Here is a 16,309-nt window from a genome sequence, read left to right as displayed (position 1 = left end):
GGGCACGGCTGCAATTCGGGAGTCGTAAAACCCCGGCCCGGCTGCCACGAAATAGGTGGTCGATGCGGGCGCTGTTGCCTCGGTCTGGTCCGAGGCGGCCTCTGATGCTGCGTCGGTCATGCTGATGTCCCTATGCAGAGATAATTGATCGTCGTGTTTTGGAGCGTACCGGACGTGACCTCGCGGCCCAGGAGGCGGATGGTCGATCCGTTGACGCGCATCACGGTCACGGAGTTGGCGTTCGAGCCGATGTCATTCCCGCCTGCGTAGATAAATGACGCGCCAAACGTGGTCGGCAGCGTGACAGTGGTTCCGTTAGTGCCATCAGAGGCGTTGTATGAGGCGTTACCGCCCTGGATGAGGATGCCATTGGGTAACTTCATCCAGAACCAGTTATTGCCTTGGACAGCGACTGTGCCGGCTGCAAACGCCTGGCTTGCGAACTGCGAACTGCCTGACCAGAACGTTCCGTCATTACGGAAACTGAAATACCCGTTTGCGTTACTGTATCCGTTAACCTGAAGGGCAGCCTGTGTGTATTGCCCGACCGTCTCGTTTTGACGAAGGCTGATATTATTACCGTTTAATCCTACCAGAACCAGTCCGACAGAGGTCTTGCTAGTGGCCGTTGACCAACCCACTACGCCGCTCGCGGACATATCTCCGGTGGCTGTAAATCCAGTTATGGCACAATATTTCGCGTCGGACTGCGCGCCGGTGTAATACGGCGTCAGATTGGACGGCTGAAGATAGCGCGCGTCGGACTGGACCTTAGTGTAATAGGAGCCCAGGAGCGGCGTCCACGATGCGCCCGATGCGCCAGGCACGGTAAGATTGCCTGCAACTGTGGATACCCAGAAGGATGCCACGGTCGATGGGTCGGCCACTATCGCATTCAGCGAATACCCTCCGACTTTGCTGGCCAAAGCGGCGTCATATCGCGCGGTCAGCGCCAGTTTTCGTATGGCCGCCGTCAGCTGCGCATCGTCCTGCGCGCTCAGGGTCTGCCCTGTCGCTTCGATCGCGTTGGCGATGACTTCTTGCAGACCGTTCAGGAAATCATCGTCGACAACCGTGCCGGGCAGGCCTGTGGCTGCATTCCCGTCCGTAAAATATCCGGGCGTACCACCTGTTGACGCGGCAGGCCGAGTGGCCACTGCCGTACTCGTACTAATCCTCTGCATCGATCATGCCCTCCTAATTTAATGAATTCATGCCGCTGTCGGGCCGTCTGAAAACTGCGCAAATCGCAGAATGAGGTGAGCAGGGTTGCGGGCCTCGATCTCACATTTGAGCGGCCCGTTGCTCCAGGTCATAAGGGCTTCGCCCGAGGCAAATAGCCCGGCTCGCGCCAATATCTCGGTGACACCCGGCCCGCTAACGAGCCAGCAATAGGCCCAATCTTCATTGAGCAGAGCTTGCCCACTCCTCATGATGCCACTGCGCGAGGGGGCGTATTCTGTCACCGTGATGGCGTAACCCAGCGCAGCAGCAAAAGCCGTGAAATAAGCAATCGAAGACCCGCCGTTGTCGCTTAGCCTCGCCACCACCTGCGAGCGCCGCTGACCGAGCGTTGCCCCCTCCCCAGCACAGGGGTCAGGAAGCCCAAGAGAGGATTCCCATTCAGGCAGCAGCTCAATTGTGCTTGATGGGAAAGCATCGATCAGAAGGTTTTCAGCGCGTGCAGCATTGCGCGCAAAGCCTGCTCCCCAGGCCGATGCGAGCAGGCTGGTCAAACTATCCGGTGAGCGTGGCCATGCAGGGCCTCGGGGCATAAGCTGCAATATGGCCTTGCGAAAGTCATCGGCGGAAAACATTGTTCTGCCTCCGCGTCATGATGCAAAGCTAACTGCGCCAAGGGTAGGCATAGAGCCCACGCTATTGCCGACGACCGGCGATGATGGCGATGAGATGTTGAATTGCGACAGTCCGAGCGCGCCCACCGCCTCGTTCCACTGGTTGGGGTAGATCGTGCCGCCAGGCGCCGAAAGCCGCGTGAACATGTCCTGCAGCGCCTGAATAATCAGGGCCTGATTTGCGGCTGTGTTGTTTGACCCAAGGCTTCCGATTGAAAAATCGACGGGCTGCTTGACCGGAGAGCAGACGATAACGAGCGCGGTAACTGGGCGCAGCGGATAGACAGCATTTGCAACCGTCAGCTGATCGCCCGAGGCAACCGGATAACGGCTCTCGCCCGATGCAGCGCCATCTGTGCCTACCGGGAAACCCGCATTGGCAGCGTTGGCGTCGTCGAGCATGATGTAGATGACGACTGTTCCGGCACCAAACCCCAGAGGGTTGACCCAGGCGCGGGTCACGCCCGGCACGGCCTCTGCCCAGCCCTCGTAATCTTCGCTATTCCCGTTTTCGCCGCCGCGCTCAAACGCGGCCAGAACGCGGTCGCGCAAGGCATCGTCCTGCTCGGCATCGGCGCCCCCCGTAAAGGCGACAGTCACTGTGCCGGTAGTCTGAACACCCTCTAGCGGAGAGCCCAGCGTTGCAATTGCGCCCGCAGTGACGTTTCCCGCCGCACCAGCCTGCGGAATCGTGCATGCAGCCACTGTGGTGCCGTTGGCGGTTGCGCTGTCAGCAGTCGTAACAGCCGTTATGCCGCCTGAGATCTGAATCGATGTGCCTGATGGGATGATCTGCGCAGAGCTGACCGAAAAGGTGACCTGCCCTGTCGCCGAACTTGCTGCCTTGCGGAAGATATTCTTGAAGGCGCCCCAGGCTTCGAGATATTCATCCGTTGCCGTCCAGGGCACTGCCTGGCGAGCAATCCAGTCGAGATAACCGTAATGCAGCCATGATAGCCCGGCCATGACGGTTGCAAGCACATTGAGAACGGAATAGCGCAGCAGCGCTGTGACGCCAGGGATGCCCCCATTAAGGATATCCTGCCGGGCCTGCTGACGGAGATCGTCAAGCGTTGGTCTTTGATAAGGCATTCAGAAAAGACCCTTCCACGCCCAGGAAAAAAGAAAGGTTTCAGAAGATGAGATCGAGGGGCGCCTGACCGTGACCTCGAATTCCATCGCCGCAGCATTGACGGCGCTCCACCGTGCAGAGACGGAAACATCTTCGGCAATCCCGTCAGCAATCAGCCACTGGAGCGCTTCGCGACACATGGCCTGAGCTTCGGCGGGAATTGCTGTGTCACCCACCTTGATTGCGTGGCGAAGCTGGCGAAGGCGAGAGCCGATCGGTTCATCTTCGAGTGCGTCGCCCCACCATCCGCCCAGATCTGCCTCGACAGATCCTGTCGAGCCCTTCATCGCGACGATGCCGATAGCAGCATCGAGACTATCGGGCTGCTTCGGCAGCACGCGATCGGTAAACAGGCTGATGATGATGGCTGAGTGCAGAGGATTATCGAGTGCCAGATCACCGGACGCGATGGACCACTCGCCGCACGCTGCGCGAACGTCCCACTTGATGCCGATATCCATTACTTATCCGATCAGATGGCTTTGGGCGGCCCAGATTGGCCCGAGCCCGTCTGCACACCCGTATGCAGATGGTTGACGAGAGAGACCCCGCTCGCCACGACATCTTCCGTGACCGTCAGGGTTCCGGCCATGGTGACTTTGCCATTCGCCGGAGATAATTCGATCGACCCATCTGCCTTGAGCCAGATCCGGCTTTTGGTCCGGGGATGATAGAGGCAGACATCGCCCGGCTGCAGATCAGCAGGCCTGTTTCTCTGGTCGCCTGTCGCTACAACAACGCCGCGAGATCGGTCCCCGCCCTGAAAGACGACGACCGCATCCGAGCCAGGCACCGGGCGGCTTGCAAAGCCGTATTGCTCCAAGAGGGGCAGATCTGAGCGAAGATTCGAGCCGGGCAGGGCAACCTGCACGGTTGGGGTTGCTGGATCTTGATTGGTATCGCTCGTTATTCTGCCGATGCCCGTCATGTTCGCGAGACTGCGCCCCATGCGCTCCAGGATATCACGCATCAGTCATTTCCGTTTACTACAGCCTGCACACCTTCATTATTTGCCATTGGGGCGAGCATGGGTTCCGGCTGAAACGCTTCAGAGGGCATCAGAACGAGATCGGCATGGGTGCCATCCTGACCGGCCCGAAGGGTGACTTCGCCGATAACCAGATCGCGCGAGTTACCGTCATGGTCAGTAAAAGGCGCGACCGTGTTCGGCTGCCAGAGACTTCCGGCACTGTCTCGCCAGCTGTCGCAGGTCAGAGTGATTGCCTGAGATCGTCCATAACGCCGATTGATTTCCCATTGAGCGCGGCGTTCAGCGATCTTATGATCGGCATCTCCCGCCTCGATAAGGATGAGCATCGGACGGTCACGCGACACATGTGGATCGATTGCAGGGGGCCCAACGGTAAGCGAGGCCATTTGATCGGCCAGCCGGTCATTCGAGGGCGCAGTTTGCAGGACGTCGACCGTCTGCAGCACAGGGATGACCTGCGAATACCGCGCCGCCAGGCTTCGCATTTGCGAGACCTGCTCGACGTTGCCGCCCACCACAAATCCGCTTGCTGCGCGCTGCGTGCCGACACCGGAAAAAACGATGTTGCCATCAGGCTGATCGTAAAACAGTACGCCCGCCAGACGGCAGACACGCTCGATAACCTGATAGCCCGTTTCGCTCAGGATAACCGAAAAGAGCTGGATATTGGCGTTACCGGCGCCATTGATCGATGACACCGTGATCTGCGATCGCTCACAAACGGCTCGCGCAATGGCGAGCGCATTGGTGCTCGACATCTGATAGGATGATAGCAGGGCGGAGCATTCGACCAGATCGGTGCTCTTCGAAGCGACTGCAATGCGCAGCATATGATCGCCCGGCCCCGCCAGTTCTGCCACCGTGATGACGTATCCGGTTATGACTTTCTGCGTGCCGATAAGGACCTCGCAGATATCACCGGGATTGATAAGGTTTGTCAGTGCGGTTTGCGGGTCCTCGGTCGTAAGGCCCAGCTCTGCAGTCCAGGGCATGATTTCCAGACCCATGACGACCGCAACCTCGGTCCAGCCCGTGATCAGATGACCGTTGACCTGTATCGTGACCTCGCTCGATGTCGCAGCGTCCACACCGAGGATCTGCTCAATCTGCGAGATGATTGTCATGATGATAGCGCCTCAAAGCTGGTCGGCATGAAGGCCGGGTGAATCGGATTGGCACGACGGATCAGATCGGATGCACGCGATCCGTCAGAGTAAATCTGTTGCGCCAGAGCCAAGGCTGGCATGGGCGCATTACGTTCGACCGTGATGACATCAGGCAGACGAGCAGCTCGTTCACCAAGGTCGCGGGTGACTTGCGTCCTGAGTGCGTTGAGGCTTTGCCATGTGCCGTCCCATCCCGCATCGGCGGCACTGGTTGCCTCAGCATCGATTAGGTCGGCCAGACCTTGCCGCATAACCTCAGCATCATCGGATGACGCCGCCGACCAGTCAGCACTGGCCTGAGCCAGAGAAAACAGGGCGGCAATCCGGCAGACGCGCGCAGTCGCAGTTTCGACAGTGGCCATGGCGCCCCCGATCGGTGCGGCGCTATCTATCGTTGCAACGTTGTAGGATGAGAGCCCCTTGAGCAGGGTTATCTGCACTCCAGGGTCATAGATGGCGCCCCGAAGATCCTCGGTCAGGGCAAAGCAGCCAGTTGCAAGAGTATCGCCGCTATTCGCCACTGAAAGCGCTTGCGAAGCATAGGCGATGGACGCCCGGCTTGCTGTTAATGCCGTGAGGATCGTCTGTGTTGTGGCGCTTGCTACCGTTGCGCCCGCGTTGCCCTGATTATACCTCCCATATTCGCCGGGAAGCGCCGCGAGTGCCGATGACATGATTTGAGGGGATTGAATCGCCGCCGCTGCGCCTTCTCCCCAGCTGGATGCAGACGCCCGTGCCCGTGCCAGTACCGAGCCGCCACGCCCGAAAGCCGCGCTTGTAGTGGTGCGATAGTCAGACAGGCAGGAGGATTGCAAGGCAAGGGCAGCGATACCTATTGCCGCGTGCAACGCTGTTGTGACGAGCGTGCCCAGTAGATCTGTCTTCTCGATAAACTCGAAAGACAGATCTATGACGTTCATCATTCCGTCGCGCTCGCGCCATTCAAAGCGCATGAGGCTTGCCTGAAACATCCCCACGGAAGGATGGATCAGGAGGCCGGGCCCCGATATTTCAGACGCCCGAACGAGCAGATCTCGCTGCGCGTAGCAGGCTGGGCCGACGAGAAGGCCCGTGATGTGATATTGACGACCTTGGCGCCCCATATCTTCGACCCATACCCCGTCGCGCCAGGGATAGGCATGCACAGCCGTATTGCGCCCTGACTGCCCCCCGCTACCCAGGACGGCAAAAGGGATGCCGCGAAAGGAGCACTGAAGATATTGGGCAGCAAGGCGCGTGAGCGTGCCTGACATGTCAATTTCCTGTTGCGGTCGAGGTTGGGTCCATGGCCCGCGATGTGCGGACACTGGCTATCTGTACGGATGGCGAAGAGCTTGAAGCTTTGACCTTCGCGCCCGGTAAGGCGTTCTTGTTGTCGATCTCGATCTTGACGATGGATGGCTCAGATGAGGGGAGCTTGAGACCGCTGATGAGATCTTTCCCCCAATCCGCAGGTCCGGGGCCAGGCGCCGATCCCGGTTCCTTGGTATCGGGATTGCCAAGCATCCGAGCTGCAAGTCCCCGGCCCCACCGGCCCCAGTCAGGTTGCAGCGCCACCTCGGGCGCAGCGAAAGCGCCTGCGATGCGATTGCGCACGTCATGTGCCCAGCCCGCGAACCCGTTAGCTCCATACTGGTCGCGTTCTTCGAGCCGACGCTGCCAAGCTACTGCGCCTGCCGCTGTGGCGCCGGCCTCGCCAACCAGATCTTTGGGGCGGGCATAATAGAGTGAGGCGATTGCTCCAGCCTGCGAAGCAGAACCTGCCTCGTGAAGCCTGTCGCCCGCCTTTTTTTCGGTATTGCTCAGCTCCCAATCCGAAAACTGAAGCTGCTCAGAAAAGGTCGAATTGCGAATGTCATGCCCGAATTGCTTTTTGAAATTTGCCTGCCGGTCTGGATGCCATTGCAGGATTCCGTAAGCTTGGCCGCTATCGCCTTCGGCCCCCGCGTTAAAGCCACTCTCGCGATCGATGCGCGAGACAAGCCCCGAGGCCTCCGCCGAACTGCGTCCGTGTGACGTGTAATATTTATACGCTTGATATGCGTATGGCAGGTTGGTGCCGAGTCTGCGGTCAATGCTAGCACTGATCTGTGCAGATTTATTCTGCCACCCCAGCGCATCGGCGCCCTGCTGTGCCGCTTCCATCACCGCTAAGATGCCAACACCGCGGGCGAAGGTCCGGACTACTGCGCCCTTTCCGATCTTTTTGGGTACGCCAGCGGCACCATTCGCAGCTTCCGCCGATACCTTCATGGCATCGAAAGCTTTCGAGATGGCCATGACCTGAAGCGCAAAGCTGGCCATGCCCAAAAGCACCGGTGCGGCGTAAAGCGCTCCAACCGCGATGACTGCTTCGGCGGCTACACTTTTCCACCCTCCCAAGGCATTCACGACACTGCGTATCTTCCCGGTGATTTCGTCCCAGCCACCATCCTGCAGCCACTTGACGACACGACTTACCGCGTCGGCCACCTCGCCGAAGATCTTGCCGATGCGAAGGGCAATCCATTCCCGGTTTTCTGCGATCCAATCCGACATACGATCGATAACGGCGCGCACATTGGGCTCGATCGCCTGGGCGATACTATAAGCCAGCCCTTCACCGGCGAGGGTGAGTCCATTAAGCGAGTGCTGCAGTCTGGCTGCGGCATCCGCGCCTTTCTGGTTATTAACGCCATAGCGTTCAGCCAGCCGGATATTGGCCTGATATTCTTTTTCGGTTTGCTGTAGGATCGGCAGCAGGCCAGCCGCAGCGCCACCAAAGAGCTTTTGGGCAGCAATGGCTTGGGCTGCAGGGTTCTTGATACCGCGCAGGCGCTTGATGAGCCGGTCAAACAGCTCATCGGGCTTCATCTGCTCGATTTGCTTTATGCTTGTGCCCGTGCCGTTGAATAGCGCCTGAAAGGTGGCCTGCGCTTCGGGCGCAAAGCCATGGGCCATTTCCCACTGCGTTTGCGAGAGCGACTGTAGCGCGCCCGTGACCGCCTCTCCCGAGCCGCCTGACAATCGGGCTGCATTCTGCAGCTTGGCGAGGCGTTCGGGCGCTATGCCGATCGCGTGCGACGTCGTGCGGATCTCGGTGCCCATCTTCGCCCAGGCACTGGCCAGGCGATAGATACCTGCAACCGAAGTCGCGCCGGTAACGGTGCCGAGAACCGGCGCGATCTGACCGATCGAGCGAAAGGCAGAGACACCCTCGCGGGCAACGCTCGATAGCCCACCGCGCAGGCGGGTGAGGCCCGTCACCTGCGAAAAGCGCTGCAGCGCCCCGAAGGTGCGACGCGCCGGAAGCTGCATGCGCGCAAGGCGGCTGTTGATCCGCTCAAGGGTCGAGCTGGCGCGATCCTGAGCGGTGATGGCTACGCTTACGCCGTTACCTGCCACGTTTGGCCTCCTTGGCCCTGCGTTCGCAGATCCGGCGCGCGTCTTCAGCAGCGCGCCACAGATCCGTTCCGGTCAGGCTTTCGCATTCGGTGCGTGTCCAGCCCGGAAAGATCTCGGTCAGGTCGGTGCCGAGCTGCTCCCAGTTTGCGGGCCAGGTATAAAAAAAACCGCGCAGTAATCCGCCGCGCGGGCAAACATGCTGATCGGCATCTTGAGGATGGCCGCATCGGGCCAGCCGCTGATGCTTGAGACGAGCTGCAATTCGCCGCGCATATAGGCATAGGCGCTGCCTTTGGCCTGCGCCGATTTGAATGCGCGGCGTTCTGCGACATTGGGCTCGCGCAGCGTCATTTCGCGCCACAGGCTTTTGACGGCTTCGATTTCGCGGTCAGCGACGAGCACGAGTTGATCTTCATGGCTGGGCGGCTCATCGGGTTGACGACGCGCGCTTTCCTCGAAATCAGTCACAAACACGATTGCCTCATCGAGCTTGCGCGAGGGAAGCGCGTAGAGCGCCGTCAGGGGCCAGCCCGACACGCGCGCGACCAGATCGATCTGCGAGTCATAGACCGTCTCCTGATCAGGACGTGATCCGATCTTTTTGGAGGCTTCGAGCACATGGAAGACGCAAGGCTCGGACAGCGCGAGACGGGTGTAGTCACCGGCCCTGACCTTGATCGGCTCATCGAGCGTGATTGTCAGACGCCCTTTATCGGGCGCTACGTCATCAGGCACCCCATCAGCGAGCGCGCTCATGGCTTCAGCGTCAGTGATCTGGTTCATCCGACAGTATCCTCAGTCACGGTGTCACTCTCGACATGCAGCTCGAACGTGCCTTCCTGCGTGTTGAGATTGATCTCACCGGTCTGCCAGCCATTGACCACGGTGATGACCTTCCCGTTTGCCTGGACCAGCACGATGTTGAGGCCCGATGCCCCCTGGAAATCAGAGATTGATCGGTCGCGACGATCACGAATGGTGGCCTGGAAAAAGCCCTGCTGGGGCATCGCGCCGAAGCCCTCGACAGCCGTCTGGCCTTTGAGGGTTTCGTTGACGAGGCCCGAGGCCTGCCATTGGGCATCACCGACGATGTTCCAAGGCTCGCCATTGATGTTGATGGTTGCGAGCCCCGCAAGGGGGCCGCGATAGGCGGTTTCAGACATCGGACCTCCTTACGATTTTACGAATTGGGCAGTGCCCGCGATGATCCAGAGCTGACCGGCAAAGTCATAGGGCATCGAGAGCTTGACCACGCCATTGCCGACATTCTGCGCCACGAGATTGGCGGCGAAATTATCGGGGTTCTGGACCCAGTATTGAGCCGCCTGCCAGCGGTAACGGGCCACGCATTGCTTGCCGACCAGCTGGGCTGTCATGACTTTTGTGCCCGCGCTGATTTTTGCCCCGTCTGCGACCAGAATCGCGCCAAGGCAGGTCTGGGCAAGATAGGCCGCCATATCCTGCAGGCAGACCGTTGCCTGCATCATGGTCTCGATGCCGAGATAGCTGTTATCGGGCTGACCCGTAGCATTCTTCTGGTAGGTGGTAATCAGACGTTCGATGGTGACGGTGCCGTCATCGCCGATACGGTGCGTCGAAAGACCATCATGCAGCAGGCTGTTGCGCTCATCGAATGTGAAGCGCCCGGCATCGCTGGGCGGCATGACATTGAGTGCAAGCGCCGTGATCGGGATCGCCGGATTGGCGCGCATCGAAAGAGCAACCTGCGCACCGAGTTCCGCAGCCCAGCGCAGGGGATCAGAGGCACTGTCAGAGATCGGCATGATCGTCGCATGAGGATCATTCTGCGCCATACCGAACGCTGTCGCCTGGCCGTATGTGCCGCGATAGGCTGTGATGGCATGGCCATAAAGCTGCGACATGGGCGACCAGCGCGAGGCGAGGGCCGTTTTCAGGGCCGTGAGGCTGCCACTATCGGTGTAGGGGTGAATCACCAGATCATAGACGCGCTCACCCATAGAGGCGAGGGCCCCTGCGAGCGCAGTCGGGTTTGCCGTGCCGCCCGCCATTTGCGAGATCGTCACCGAGAGACCGGCAGGCACGCTCTGACCGCCCGCCGTGCCCAGAAGCGAGACAGAAAGCAGCGTATCGTTACCGGCAAGCCCCTTGTTCAGCGCGGTGACGTTGACCTTACCCGCATTTGTCCCATCGACCGCCATTGTGACTGCAAGGCCCGAAATTGCCTGCGCAGAGGCGACAACATTGCCTGCAACCGTGGCCGCTGTATCGCCCGCCGTCACCAGCGTGCTGACGAGCTGATCACCGATATAGAGCGAAAGCGTGCCGGATGCCGATGCCGTGCCAGCGATCGTGAAAGACCCGGTGGCTGCGACTGCCGAGGGGTCATCGGACAGGCCCATGACCCAGACCTCGCCCTGTGTATCGATTGCCCGATACCAGGAGACGGCACGCGCTGCCTGAGAGCCGACGCCATACTTGCTGGCGGCATCGGTTGCCCCTAGTGACAATTCGGCAATGCCCGAGGTGGCCGTGCCGGAGGCCAGCATGCCCGCAATGATCAGGACACGTCGCGCAGCCGTTGCCGTGTTGGCTTTCGAGTTATCGAGAGCGAAATAGACGCCGGGATTGCGGTTATCGGCAGAGTAGCCGGGAATGGTGATCGTATCGCTCATTCTTTCGCTCCCGCGACAAGGGCACGGCCCGGCACAGGCTCATCACCCGCAGACGAGGCGCCTGCCTCAGAAACAGCGTCCTTGGCCTCGACAACATCGCCCTTGGCTTTGGCGCGCAGCCAGAAGGCGGTTTCCGGCACGTCTTCGCCTGAGTATTTCAGCAGGCGCAGCGTGCCCGGCCAGCGCATTGCGCGGCCATCTGCGGGTTTCACGCGCATGGGGTGTGACCTCATTGATTTGGGAAGGTGACGCGCAGATCGGCAAAATCGTCATTGCCGTTTGCGCTCATTTTGCCGTCGATCTCTGCCAGTGGCAGACCCGTCAGCTCGAAATATTCGATGTATTCCAGCCCCAGTCGCACCGTGACCATGCCGAGAAAGGTCTCGCCGGAAGCGTCAATCTGCACGCGCAGATCGATCTCGGTCACTTGCTGGATCATGCCTTGCAGGGCGGGGCTCTGCATCAGGGCATATTCGATCTGGCTGCCCAGCCGGTCGAGCGCCAGCTCGGTTTTCTCTGCCGAGCTATGCGAGACCTTGCCGACCGCCACGAGATAAGCCACCCGCCGAAAGCCGGGTGCCGCGCGCCCGAAGCTCTCGCCCCGGTCGATCGGCACCTGCAGCACGATCTGCGGAAGCTGCTTTGCTTCGGAGGGCATGCTGCGCGCCGTGAAGACTTTCTCACCCGCATCCGTGCCAGAGGCCAGCAGGACACGGCAGGCCGTTTCACGCAGTAAAAGGCGGTACGGTATCGTCATCATCATCTCGGAAGTTGAGCATGAGCAGCATGCCGCCCCGGCTATCGGCACGGGCCTCACGCACGGTGAAGGCCGCGCCGCGCACCGTCAGATTGTCGCCCTGCACCGGCAGGGCGCGCATCTGGGCGAGCTGTACGCCAAGAACGGCGGCATAATTGACGATATGCGTCGGGCCCAGATCGGTGCCGTCATCAGGAAAAGTCGGGACAAAGGCATCATCGAAGATCCCTGTCGTCGCATAGCCGGGCCCGTCGATCGGCTCATAGAAGACGGCCTCACCGAAGGTCTGCATGCACGGGCCAAGGGCGAGGCCATCAAAGTCGATCATTTTGCAGGGTCTTTCTTCGGCTCTTCGCCTTCGGCGTCGGTGCCGCCGTCGCCTTCTTCGGTCTCGCTGTCGTCTGCCTCGATCCCTACGCGCTCGACATGGCCAGCGGCGAGCAGACCGGTCGCCTGCGCCTTTGTGAGGTCAAAAACCTCGCCATCTTCGAGACGCTCGCCATCATGGGTGAGGACGCGACCGGGGAGCACCCGGACGCTGATCGTGTCTGTCTTGGCCATGGTTCAGCTCGCTGCGCTGGTGACGGTTGCGGCAAGGCAGGCATTCACGCGTGTCGGGATGACGATCGGGGCCGATTGCAGCATCAGGAAGCGCTGCGCCGGGTCTTCCTGCATCCAGCTCTTGGGGGCGTAGGCCATGGCCCCATAGGCAAAAGCCGGGTCCTTGATCGCACCATAGGCACGCGTGCCATTCAGCTGATCGGAAAGGCCGAGAACCGTTCCGTCAGGAATCATCGGCTGTTCCTTGTTGTTATCGTCGACGTACCAGTCGTTATAAAGCCAGACGCGGATCGTACCCCAGTAACCCTTGAGGATCGCACCCGGTGCGACCTTGGGGCCAAACTGGAAATTGGCGTCGTCATTCTGCCGGAAGGCAGAGTTGAGAATAGCCGTCTTGATCGTCTCATCCTTGAGCAGCGCATTGTAAGGGCTGTTCGTGAAGACGAGATCGGTCAGCTGCGCACCGCTGGCCTTGAGCATGGCTGTCGACCATGCGTTGATATCGGCGGTGGGGCTGGCCGTTGAATTGGTGGCATCCCACATGCTCGAACCCGAGCGCACGATCGTGAGCGACTCATCGCGCATGAAGTCGATTGTCGAGGTCGGGAAGCCATCACCGGAAACGGTCAGCTTGCCGGTAAGCAGCGCCTGGGCAGCCATCCATTCCTGACGGCGCTTGAGCATGTCGACCTGATCGTTCAACTCGAACACGAGATTGGCTTCCATGCGCTCCGCAGCGCTCATGGGACCGCCACCAATGCGCTCGCCCAGCATGCGACGGACAGGGCGCATCAGATCGGGCGCGCGCTTGTCCTTGACGTAGGGCGGCTCGAACACGTTCGTCTGGATACGGCGCTGCTCGACGAGCTTGCCTTCGACGAGCGGGCTTACGAATGGCGACATACGGCGCTTGCCGACATCGACATCGATCGAGACAAATTGCGTGTCGCTCTCGATGATATTGCCGAAGAAATTATCGAGAAAGAAGGTCTGCGCAGTCTTCAGGTTGGCGACGACCTGAACCAGAACGTTCGTGTCGTAAATCGAAATTGCATTCACGGGTCAGGCTCCTCAGGAAGGGTCGGCGGCGCTGACCGCAGATTTCAGAAAGATGGAGAGGGGGCGGAGCGCTGCCGTCGCAGCGGCTGCCGTGAGGCCGGTACCAAGCGTGACAGCGTTCACATTGAATTCGCCACTGAAATAGACGCCTGCGCCCACGACATCGCCGGAGGTGGTGTCACAGGTGTCAGCGAGGATTGCGACCGGGTTCTGACTGCCATCCGTGGCCGCCGAAGCAGCGGGAATGTATTTGCCCGAGGCCGTCACAGCGCCGAGCACCGTGCCGCGCAGGAGCACGCCGTTACTGCCAGCCAGCGTGACATTGCCGGTCACGCGCTGGAAAGGGCCTGCAATCAGCTGATCGGGCAGGAAGGTGGCGTCGAACATGCCGGGCGTCTGGGAATAGATGCCGTTGGTGATGCTATCGCTCATGGGCTTATCGTCCGGTCATGGCGCTGTGGCGCGCGGTCAGGCGGGCTGCGACACCCGCAGCAGAGTTTCCGTCAGGGCGGTTGTGACCGTCCTCGGAGAGGACAGGCGCCGTGCGCTCGCGGCCCATGCGGGCGTCAAGCTGGCTGATGGGCGCCGCTGCCTGAGAGGGGGCAACACCCGCCGACCCACCAGTGCGCTTGAGGGTGCCGATCACCTGATTACGCGTCATGCGCGTATTCAGGGCGAGATCCAGAGCGAGGATCGGATTACCCTCAGCAGCGTTGCTGCTCATGATGGCGGCGATGCGTCCGCGCTCACGCGCACGAGCCTTGGCCGTTTCATCATCGTCCTGATCTTCGGCGTCGGTGTCGTCGTCACCCTCTTCGGCGTCGGTATCGCCCTCATCGCCGTTATCGTCTTCCGCACGACGGGCCTTTTTTGCCTTTTTGCCGCGCTTGCCGGTTTCAGGCTTTGGGGCTTCCTTCTCGTCGTCGTTGCCGTCTTCGCCGTCGTTTTCCTCCTCCTCTTCGGCGCGGGATTTGGCGCCGGGGCGGGTGAGGGCAGGGTCGATGCGTGTCGGGGCAGAGGCATTGCGTGCCGCGCCGCCGAACAGATGTGAGAAGCCGATCTTTTTCGACATCAAAAGTCTCCAGGGCATAAAAAAAGGCCCCGGAAAGGGGCCTTGCTTGCAAGCGAGGTTTGGTAGGGTCAGACCCTCAGCAAGGCGCTGATGGCTTCCTGCGGCGTGGCGATCTGGTCGGCGAGACCGAGCGCTATGCCGTGCTCGCCCATGAAGGTTGCGGCCTGAGTATTCCGCACGCTCTCGGGCGAGATATTCCGGTTGCGGGCGACGAGCGCCACGAACATTTCCCCCATCTCATCAATATCGGCCTGCATGCGCTCGCGCGCCGGGTCGGTGAGGGGCGTGGTGGGGTATGAATCGGTCTTGCGGGCACCATACTGAAATGTCGTGACCTTGATGCCCGCATCGGCGAGCGAGGCCGTTATATCGACATGCATGCCGACAACGCCGATCGACCCTGTGCCGCCCGTGCGGGGCACGGTGATGAAATCGGCGGCAGACGCAATGGCGTAGGCAGCGGAATAGGCCACGTCATCCAGAATGGCCCAGATCGGCTTGTCGCCTCGCGCCTGATAGATGAGATCAGCCGTGTCGAAACACTCACTGACCGTACCACCGGGCGAATTGACGATGAGCGCGATGCTATTGACGGCGGGGTCTTGCAGAGCCGCAGCCAGAGAACACCGAATATCCTGATAATAGGTCGCCCCGGACCAGGACAAGCCGAAGCCGGGCAGGAGCCCGCCCGAAACCGGGATGACGGCGATGCCTTCGATCACCTCATAGGGCACATCTGGCGCCGCCATGCGTTCGCCAAGAAAGGCTTCGGCATTACCGCCGCCCTGAAACTCGACGCGCAGGAGGGCGAGGCTGGTTTCAGTGAGGGCGATCGGGCGGTTCAGGAAAAGGGAAGCCATCTTCATCAAGCGTTTCGCCTTCCTTGACAATCGTAATTAGTGTTTAATTACGAAGAGAATGATAACGGAATTATCGTTTAGGTTCAGTATGAATGGCGTTTGGAGCCGGGAAATGAATGATTTGATGAACATCGACCCGAATGATTTTTTACAGGTTCTTAAAAATCTTAAAAACGCGGCGTCAGCCATCCCACAGCTGAAGCGTGTTTTCGATGACATGGTGGGGTTCATAGGCGATCGCGTGCACCATGAAAGAGAAAAAAGAAATTTCCTATATGTAACGAGGCTCGCTACTCTTAAGGCCAAGGCGAAGCTCGAACGCACTGGGGGAAAACTTACGGCCTTCTCTTTTAAAGATGGCCGTCGATTGTTTGAGGCTAGCGCCGATGAAGACCGCGAAGAGCTACAAGCTCTCTGGGCGAGTATCCTTGCTAAATTGATGACTGGTGAGACGCGTACTATACGCCCTGAATGGCTGCATTTTGTTGGGAAGCTTGAACCGCTCGACGCTCTTGTTTTGCTGCATTTCGATGATGTCCGTCCATCGCTTGTAAGCAGAGAAAGACAAGTTTCAAGTATTCATTATGCATTGAAGAGACTTCAAGGGGCCGAAGAAATATCTTTCGCTGAGGTTGATCTTACTCTCAAACATCTCGAGGAAATAGGGTTTCTCGTTTTTGAAATGAGAAGACTGCATAATTCGTCTGGCGGGATCACTGAGGATACAGGCTTCTATAAAACCTCATTAGGGAAACACATTCTCGATCTGGTCTCCGACGATAAAAAAGAGGCATCTCCAAGCCCCGCGTCAAGCTAA

Annotated in this window: 20 protein-coding genes; 1 reads left to right on the top strand and 19 read right to left on the bottom strand. The window is 59.7% G+C overall.

The genetic code is table 11. The features are described from left to right. Nucleotides 1-116: 116 nt before the first annotated feature. From AA105894_RS13785 to AA105894_RS13695, 19 genes are all read right to left on the bottom strand, one after another. Nucleotides 117-1,184 carry a gp53-like domain-containing protein gene (locus AA105894_RS13785; protein ID WP_267312270.1) on the bottom strand — a complete coding sequence of 356 codons (1,068 nt, stop codon included), beginning with the start codon at nucleotides 1,182-1,184 and terminating at the stop codon, nucleotides 117-119. A gap of 27 nt (nucleotides 1,185-1,211) precedes the next feature. Then, nucleotides 1,212-1,817, bottom strand: coding sequence for a YmfQ family protein (locus AA105894_RS13780; RefSeq protein WP_267312269.1), 606 nt, complete (start codon nucleotides 1,815-1,817; stop codon nucleotides 1,212-1,214). A 15-nt stretch (nucleotides 1,818-1,832) separates the two neighbouring features. After that, on the bottom strand, nucleotides 1,833-2,948 hold the full coding sequence (locus tag AA105894_RS13775) for a baseplate J/gp47 family protein (RefSeq protein WP_267312268.1): 1,116 nt from the start codon (nucleotides 2,946-2,948) through the stop codon (nucleotides 1,833-1,835). Continuing rightward, the gene (locus AA105894_RS13770; RefSeq protein WP_267312267.1) at nucleotides 2,949-3,449 is read right to left on the bottom strand and encodes a phage GP46 family protein; all 501 of its coding nucleotides are present in this window, start codon (nucleotides 3,447-3,449) and stop codon (nucleotides 2,949-2,951) included. Nucleotides 3,450-3,460: 11 nt separating this feature from the next. Beyond that, nucleotides 3,461-3,958 (bottom strand): phage baseplate assembly protein, encoded by a 498-nt coding sequence (locus tag AA105894_RS13765; RefSeq protein ID WP_267312266.1) that lies wholly within the window; start codon nucleotides 3,956-3,958, stop codon nucleotides 3,461-3,463. Then, on the bottom strand, nucleotides 3,958-5,103 hold the full coding sequence (locus tag AA105894_RS13760) for a phage baseplate assembly protein (protein ID WP_267312265.1): 1,146 nt from the start codon (nucleotides 5,101-5,103) through the stop codon (nucleotides 3,958-3,960). The genes AA105894_RS13765 and AA105894_RS13760 overlap by 1 nt, the downstream gene beginning before the upstream one ends. Beyond that, nucleotides 5,100-6,398, bottom strand: a complete 1,299-nt coding sequence (locus AA105894_RS13755) for a DNA circularization protein (RefSeq protein WP_267312264.1) — start codon at nucleotides 6,396-6,398, stop codon at nucleotides 5,100-5,102. Before AA105894_RS13755 ends, AA105894_RS13760 begins: the two co-directional genes overlap by 4 nt. 1 nt (nucleotide 6,399) lies before the next feature. After that, complete coding sequence (locus AA105894_RS13750; RefSeq protein ID WP_267312263.1) at nucleotides 6,400-8,529, bottom strand: phage tail tip lysozyme; 2,130 nt, start codon at nucleotides 8,527-8,529, stop codon at nucleotides 6,400-6,402. A gap of 117 nt (nucleotides 8,530-8,646) precedes the next feature. Continuing rightward, nucleotides 8,647-9,312 carry a phage tail assembly protein gene (locus tag AA105894_RS13745; protein WP_267312262.1) on the bottom strand — a complete coding sequence of 222 codons (666 nt, stop codon included), beginning with the start codon at nucleotides 9,310-9,312 and terminating at the stop codon, nucleotides 8,647-8,649. Beyond that, the gene (locus tag AA105894_RS13740; protein ID WP_267312261.1) at nucleotides 9,309-9,692 is read right to left on the bottom strand and encodes a phage tail tube protein; all 384 of its coding nucleotides are present in this window, start codon (nucleotides 9,690-9,692) and stop codon (nucleotides 9,309-9,311) included. The genes AA105894_RS13745 and AA105894_RS13740 overlap by 4 nt, the downstream gene beginning before the upstream one ends. A gap of 9 nt (nucleotides 9,693-9,701) precedes the next feature. After that, nucleotides 9,702-11,183, bottom strand: coding sequence for a phage tail sheath subtilisin-like domain-containing protein (locus tag AA105894_RS13735; RefSeq protein WP_267312260.1), 1,482 nt, complete (start codon nucleotides 11,181-11,183; stop codon nucleotides 9,702-9,704). Next, nucleotides 11,180-11,401: a DUF2635 domain-containing protein gene (locus tag AA105894_RS13730; protein WP_267312259.1), complete on the bottom strand. Its 222-nt coding sequence runs from the start codon at nucleotides 11,399-11,401 to the stop codon at nucleotides 11,180-11,182. Before AA105894_RS13730 ends, AA105894_RS13735 begins: the two co-directional genes overlap by 4 nt. Before the next feature lie 11 nt (nucleotides 11,402-11,412). After that, nucleotides 11,413-11,946, bottom strand: coding sequence for a hypothetical protein (locus AA105894_RS13725; protein ID WP_267312258.1), 534 nt, complete (start codon nucleotides 11,944-11,946; stop codon nucleotides 11,413-11,415). Further along, nucleotides 11,909-12,268 (bottom strand): head-tail joining protein, encoded by a 360-nt coding sequence (locus AA105894_RS13720; RefSeq protein ID WP_267312257.1) that lies wholly within the window; start codon nucleotides 12,266-12,268, stop codon nucleotides 11,909-11,911. Before AA105894_RS13720 ends, AA105894_RS13725 begins: the two co-directional genes overlap by 38 nt. Continuing rightward, a complete protein-coding gene (locus tag AA105894_RS13715) occupies nucleotides 12,265-12,501 on the bottom strand; it encodes a hypothetical protein (protein ID WP_267312256.1) in 237 nt (78 codons plus the stop codon). Before AA105894_RS13715 ends, AA105894_RS13720 begins: the two co-directional genes overlap by 4 nt. 3 nt (nucleotides 12,502-12,504) lie before the next feature. After that, nucleotides 12,505-13,560 (bottom strand): major capsid protein, encoded by a 1,056-nt coding sequence (locus tag AA105894_RS13710; RefSeq protein ID WP_267312255.1) that lies wholly within the window; start codon nucleotides 13,558-13,560, stop codon nucleotides 12,505-12,507. 12 nt (nucleotides 13,561-13,572) lie between these two features. Beyond that, entirely contained in the window at nucleotides 13,573-13,992 is a 420-nt protein-coding gene (locus tag AA105894_RS13705) for a head decoration protein (RefSeq protein ID WP_267312254.1), read from the bottom strand. A 4-nt stretch (nucleotides 13,993-13,996) separates the two neighbouring features. Then, nucleotides 13,997-14,632, bottom strand: a complete 636-nt coding sequence (locus AA105894_RS13700) for a hypothetical protein (protein ID WP_267312253.1) — start codon at nucleotides 14,630-14,632, stop codon at nucleotides 13,997-13,999. Between the two features lie 68 nt (nucleotides 14,633-14,700). Then, complete coding sequence (locus tag AA105894_RS13695; protein ID WP_267312252.1) at nucleotides 14,701-15,498, bottom strand: S49 family peptidase; 798 nt, start codon at nucleotides 15,496-15,498, stop codon at nucleotides 14,701-14,703. 106 nt (nucleotides 15,499-15,604) lie between these two features. On the opposite strand from AA105894_RS13695, the gene AA105894_RS13690 reads away from it, so the two are divergent. Next, nucleotides 15,605-16,309: an Abi-alpha family protein gene (locus AA105894_RS13690; RefSeq protein ID WP_267312251.1), complete on the top strand. Its 705-nt coding sequence runs from the start codon at nucleotides 15,605-15,607 to the stop codon at nucleotides 16,307-16,309.

This window comes from Asaia spathodeae NBRC 105894, assembly GCF_025994195.1.
Lineage (GTDB): Bacteria > Pseudomonadota > Alphaproteobacteria > Acetobacterales > Acetobacteraceae > Asaia > Asaia siamensis.
The sequence above is the reverse complement of the archived record's forward strand: the minus strand, read 5'-3'. Positions and strand labels throughout refer to the sequence as shown.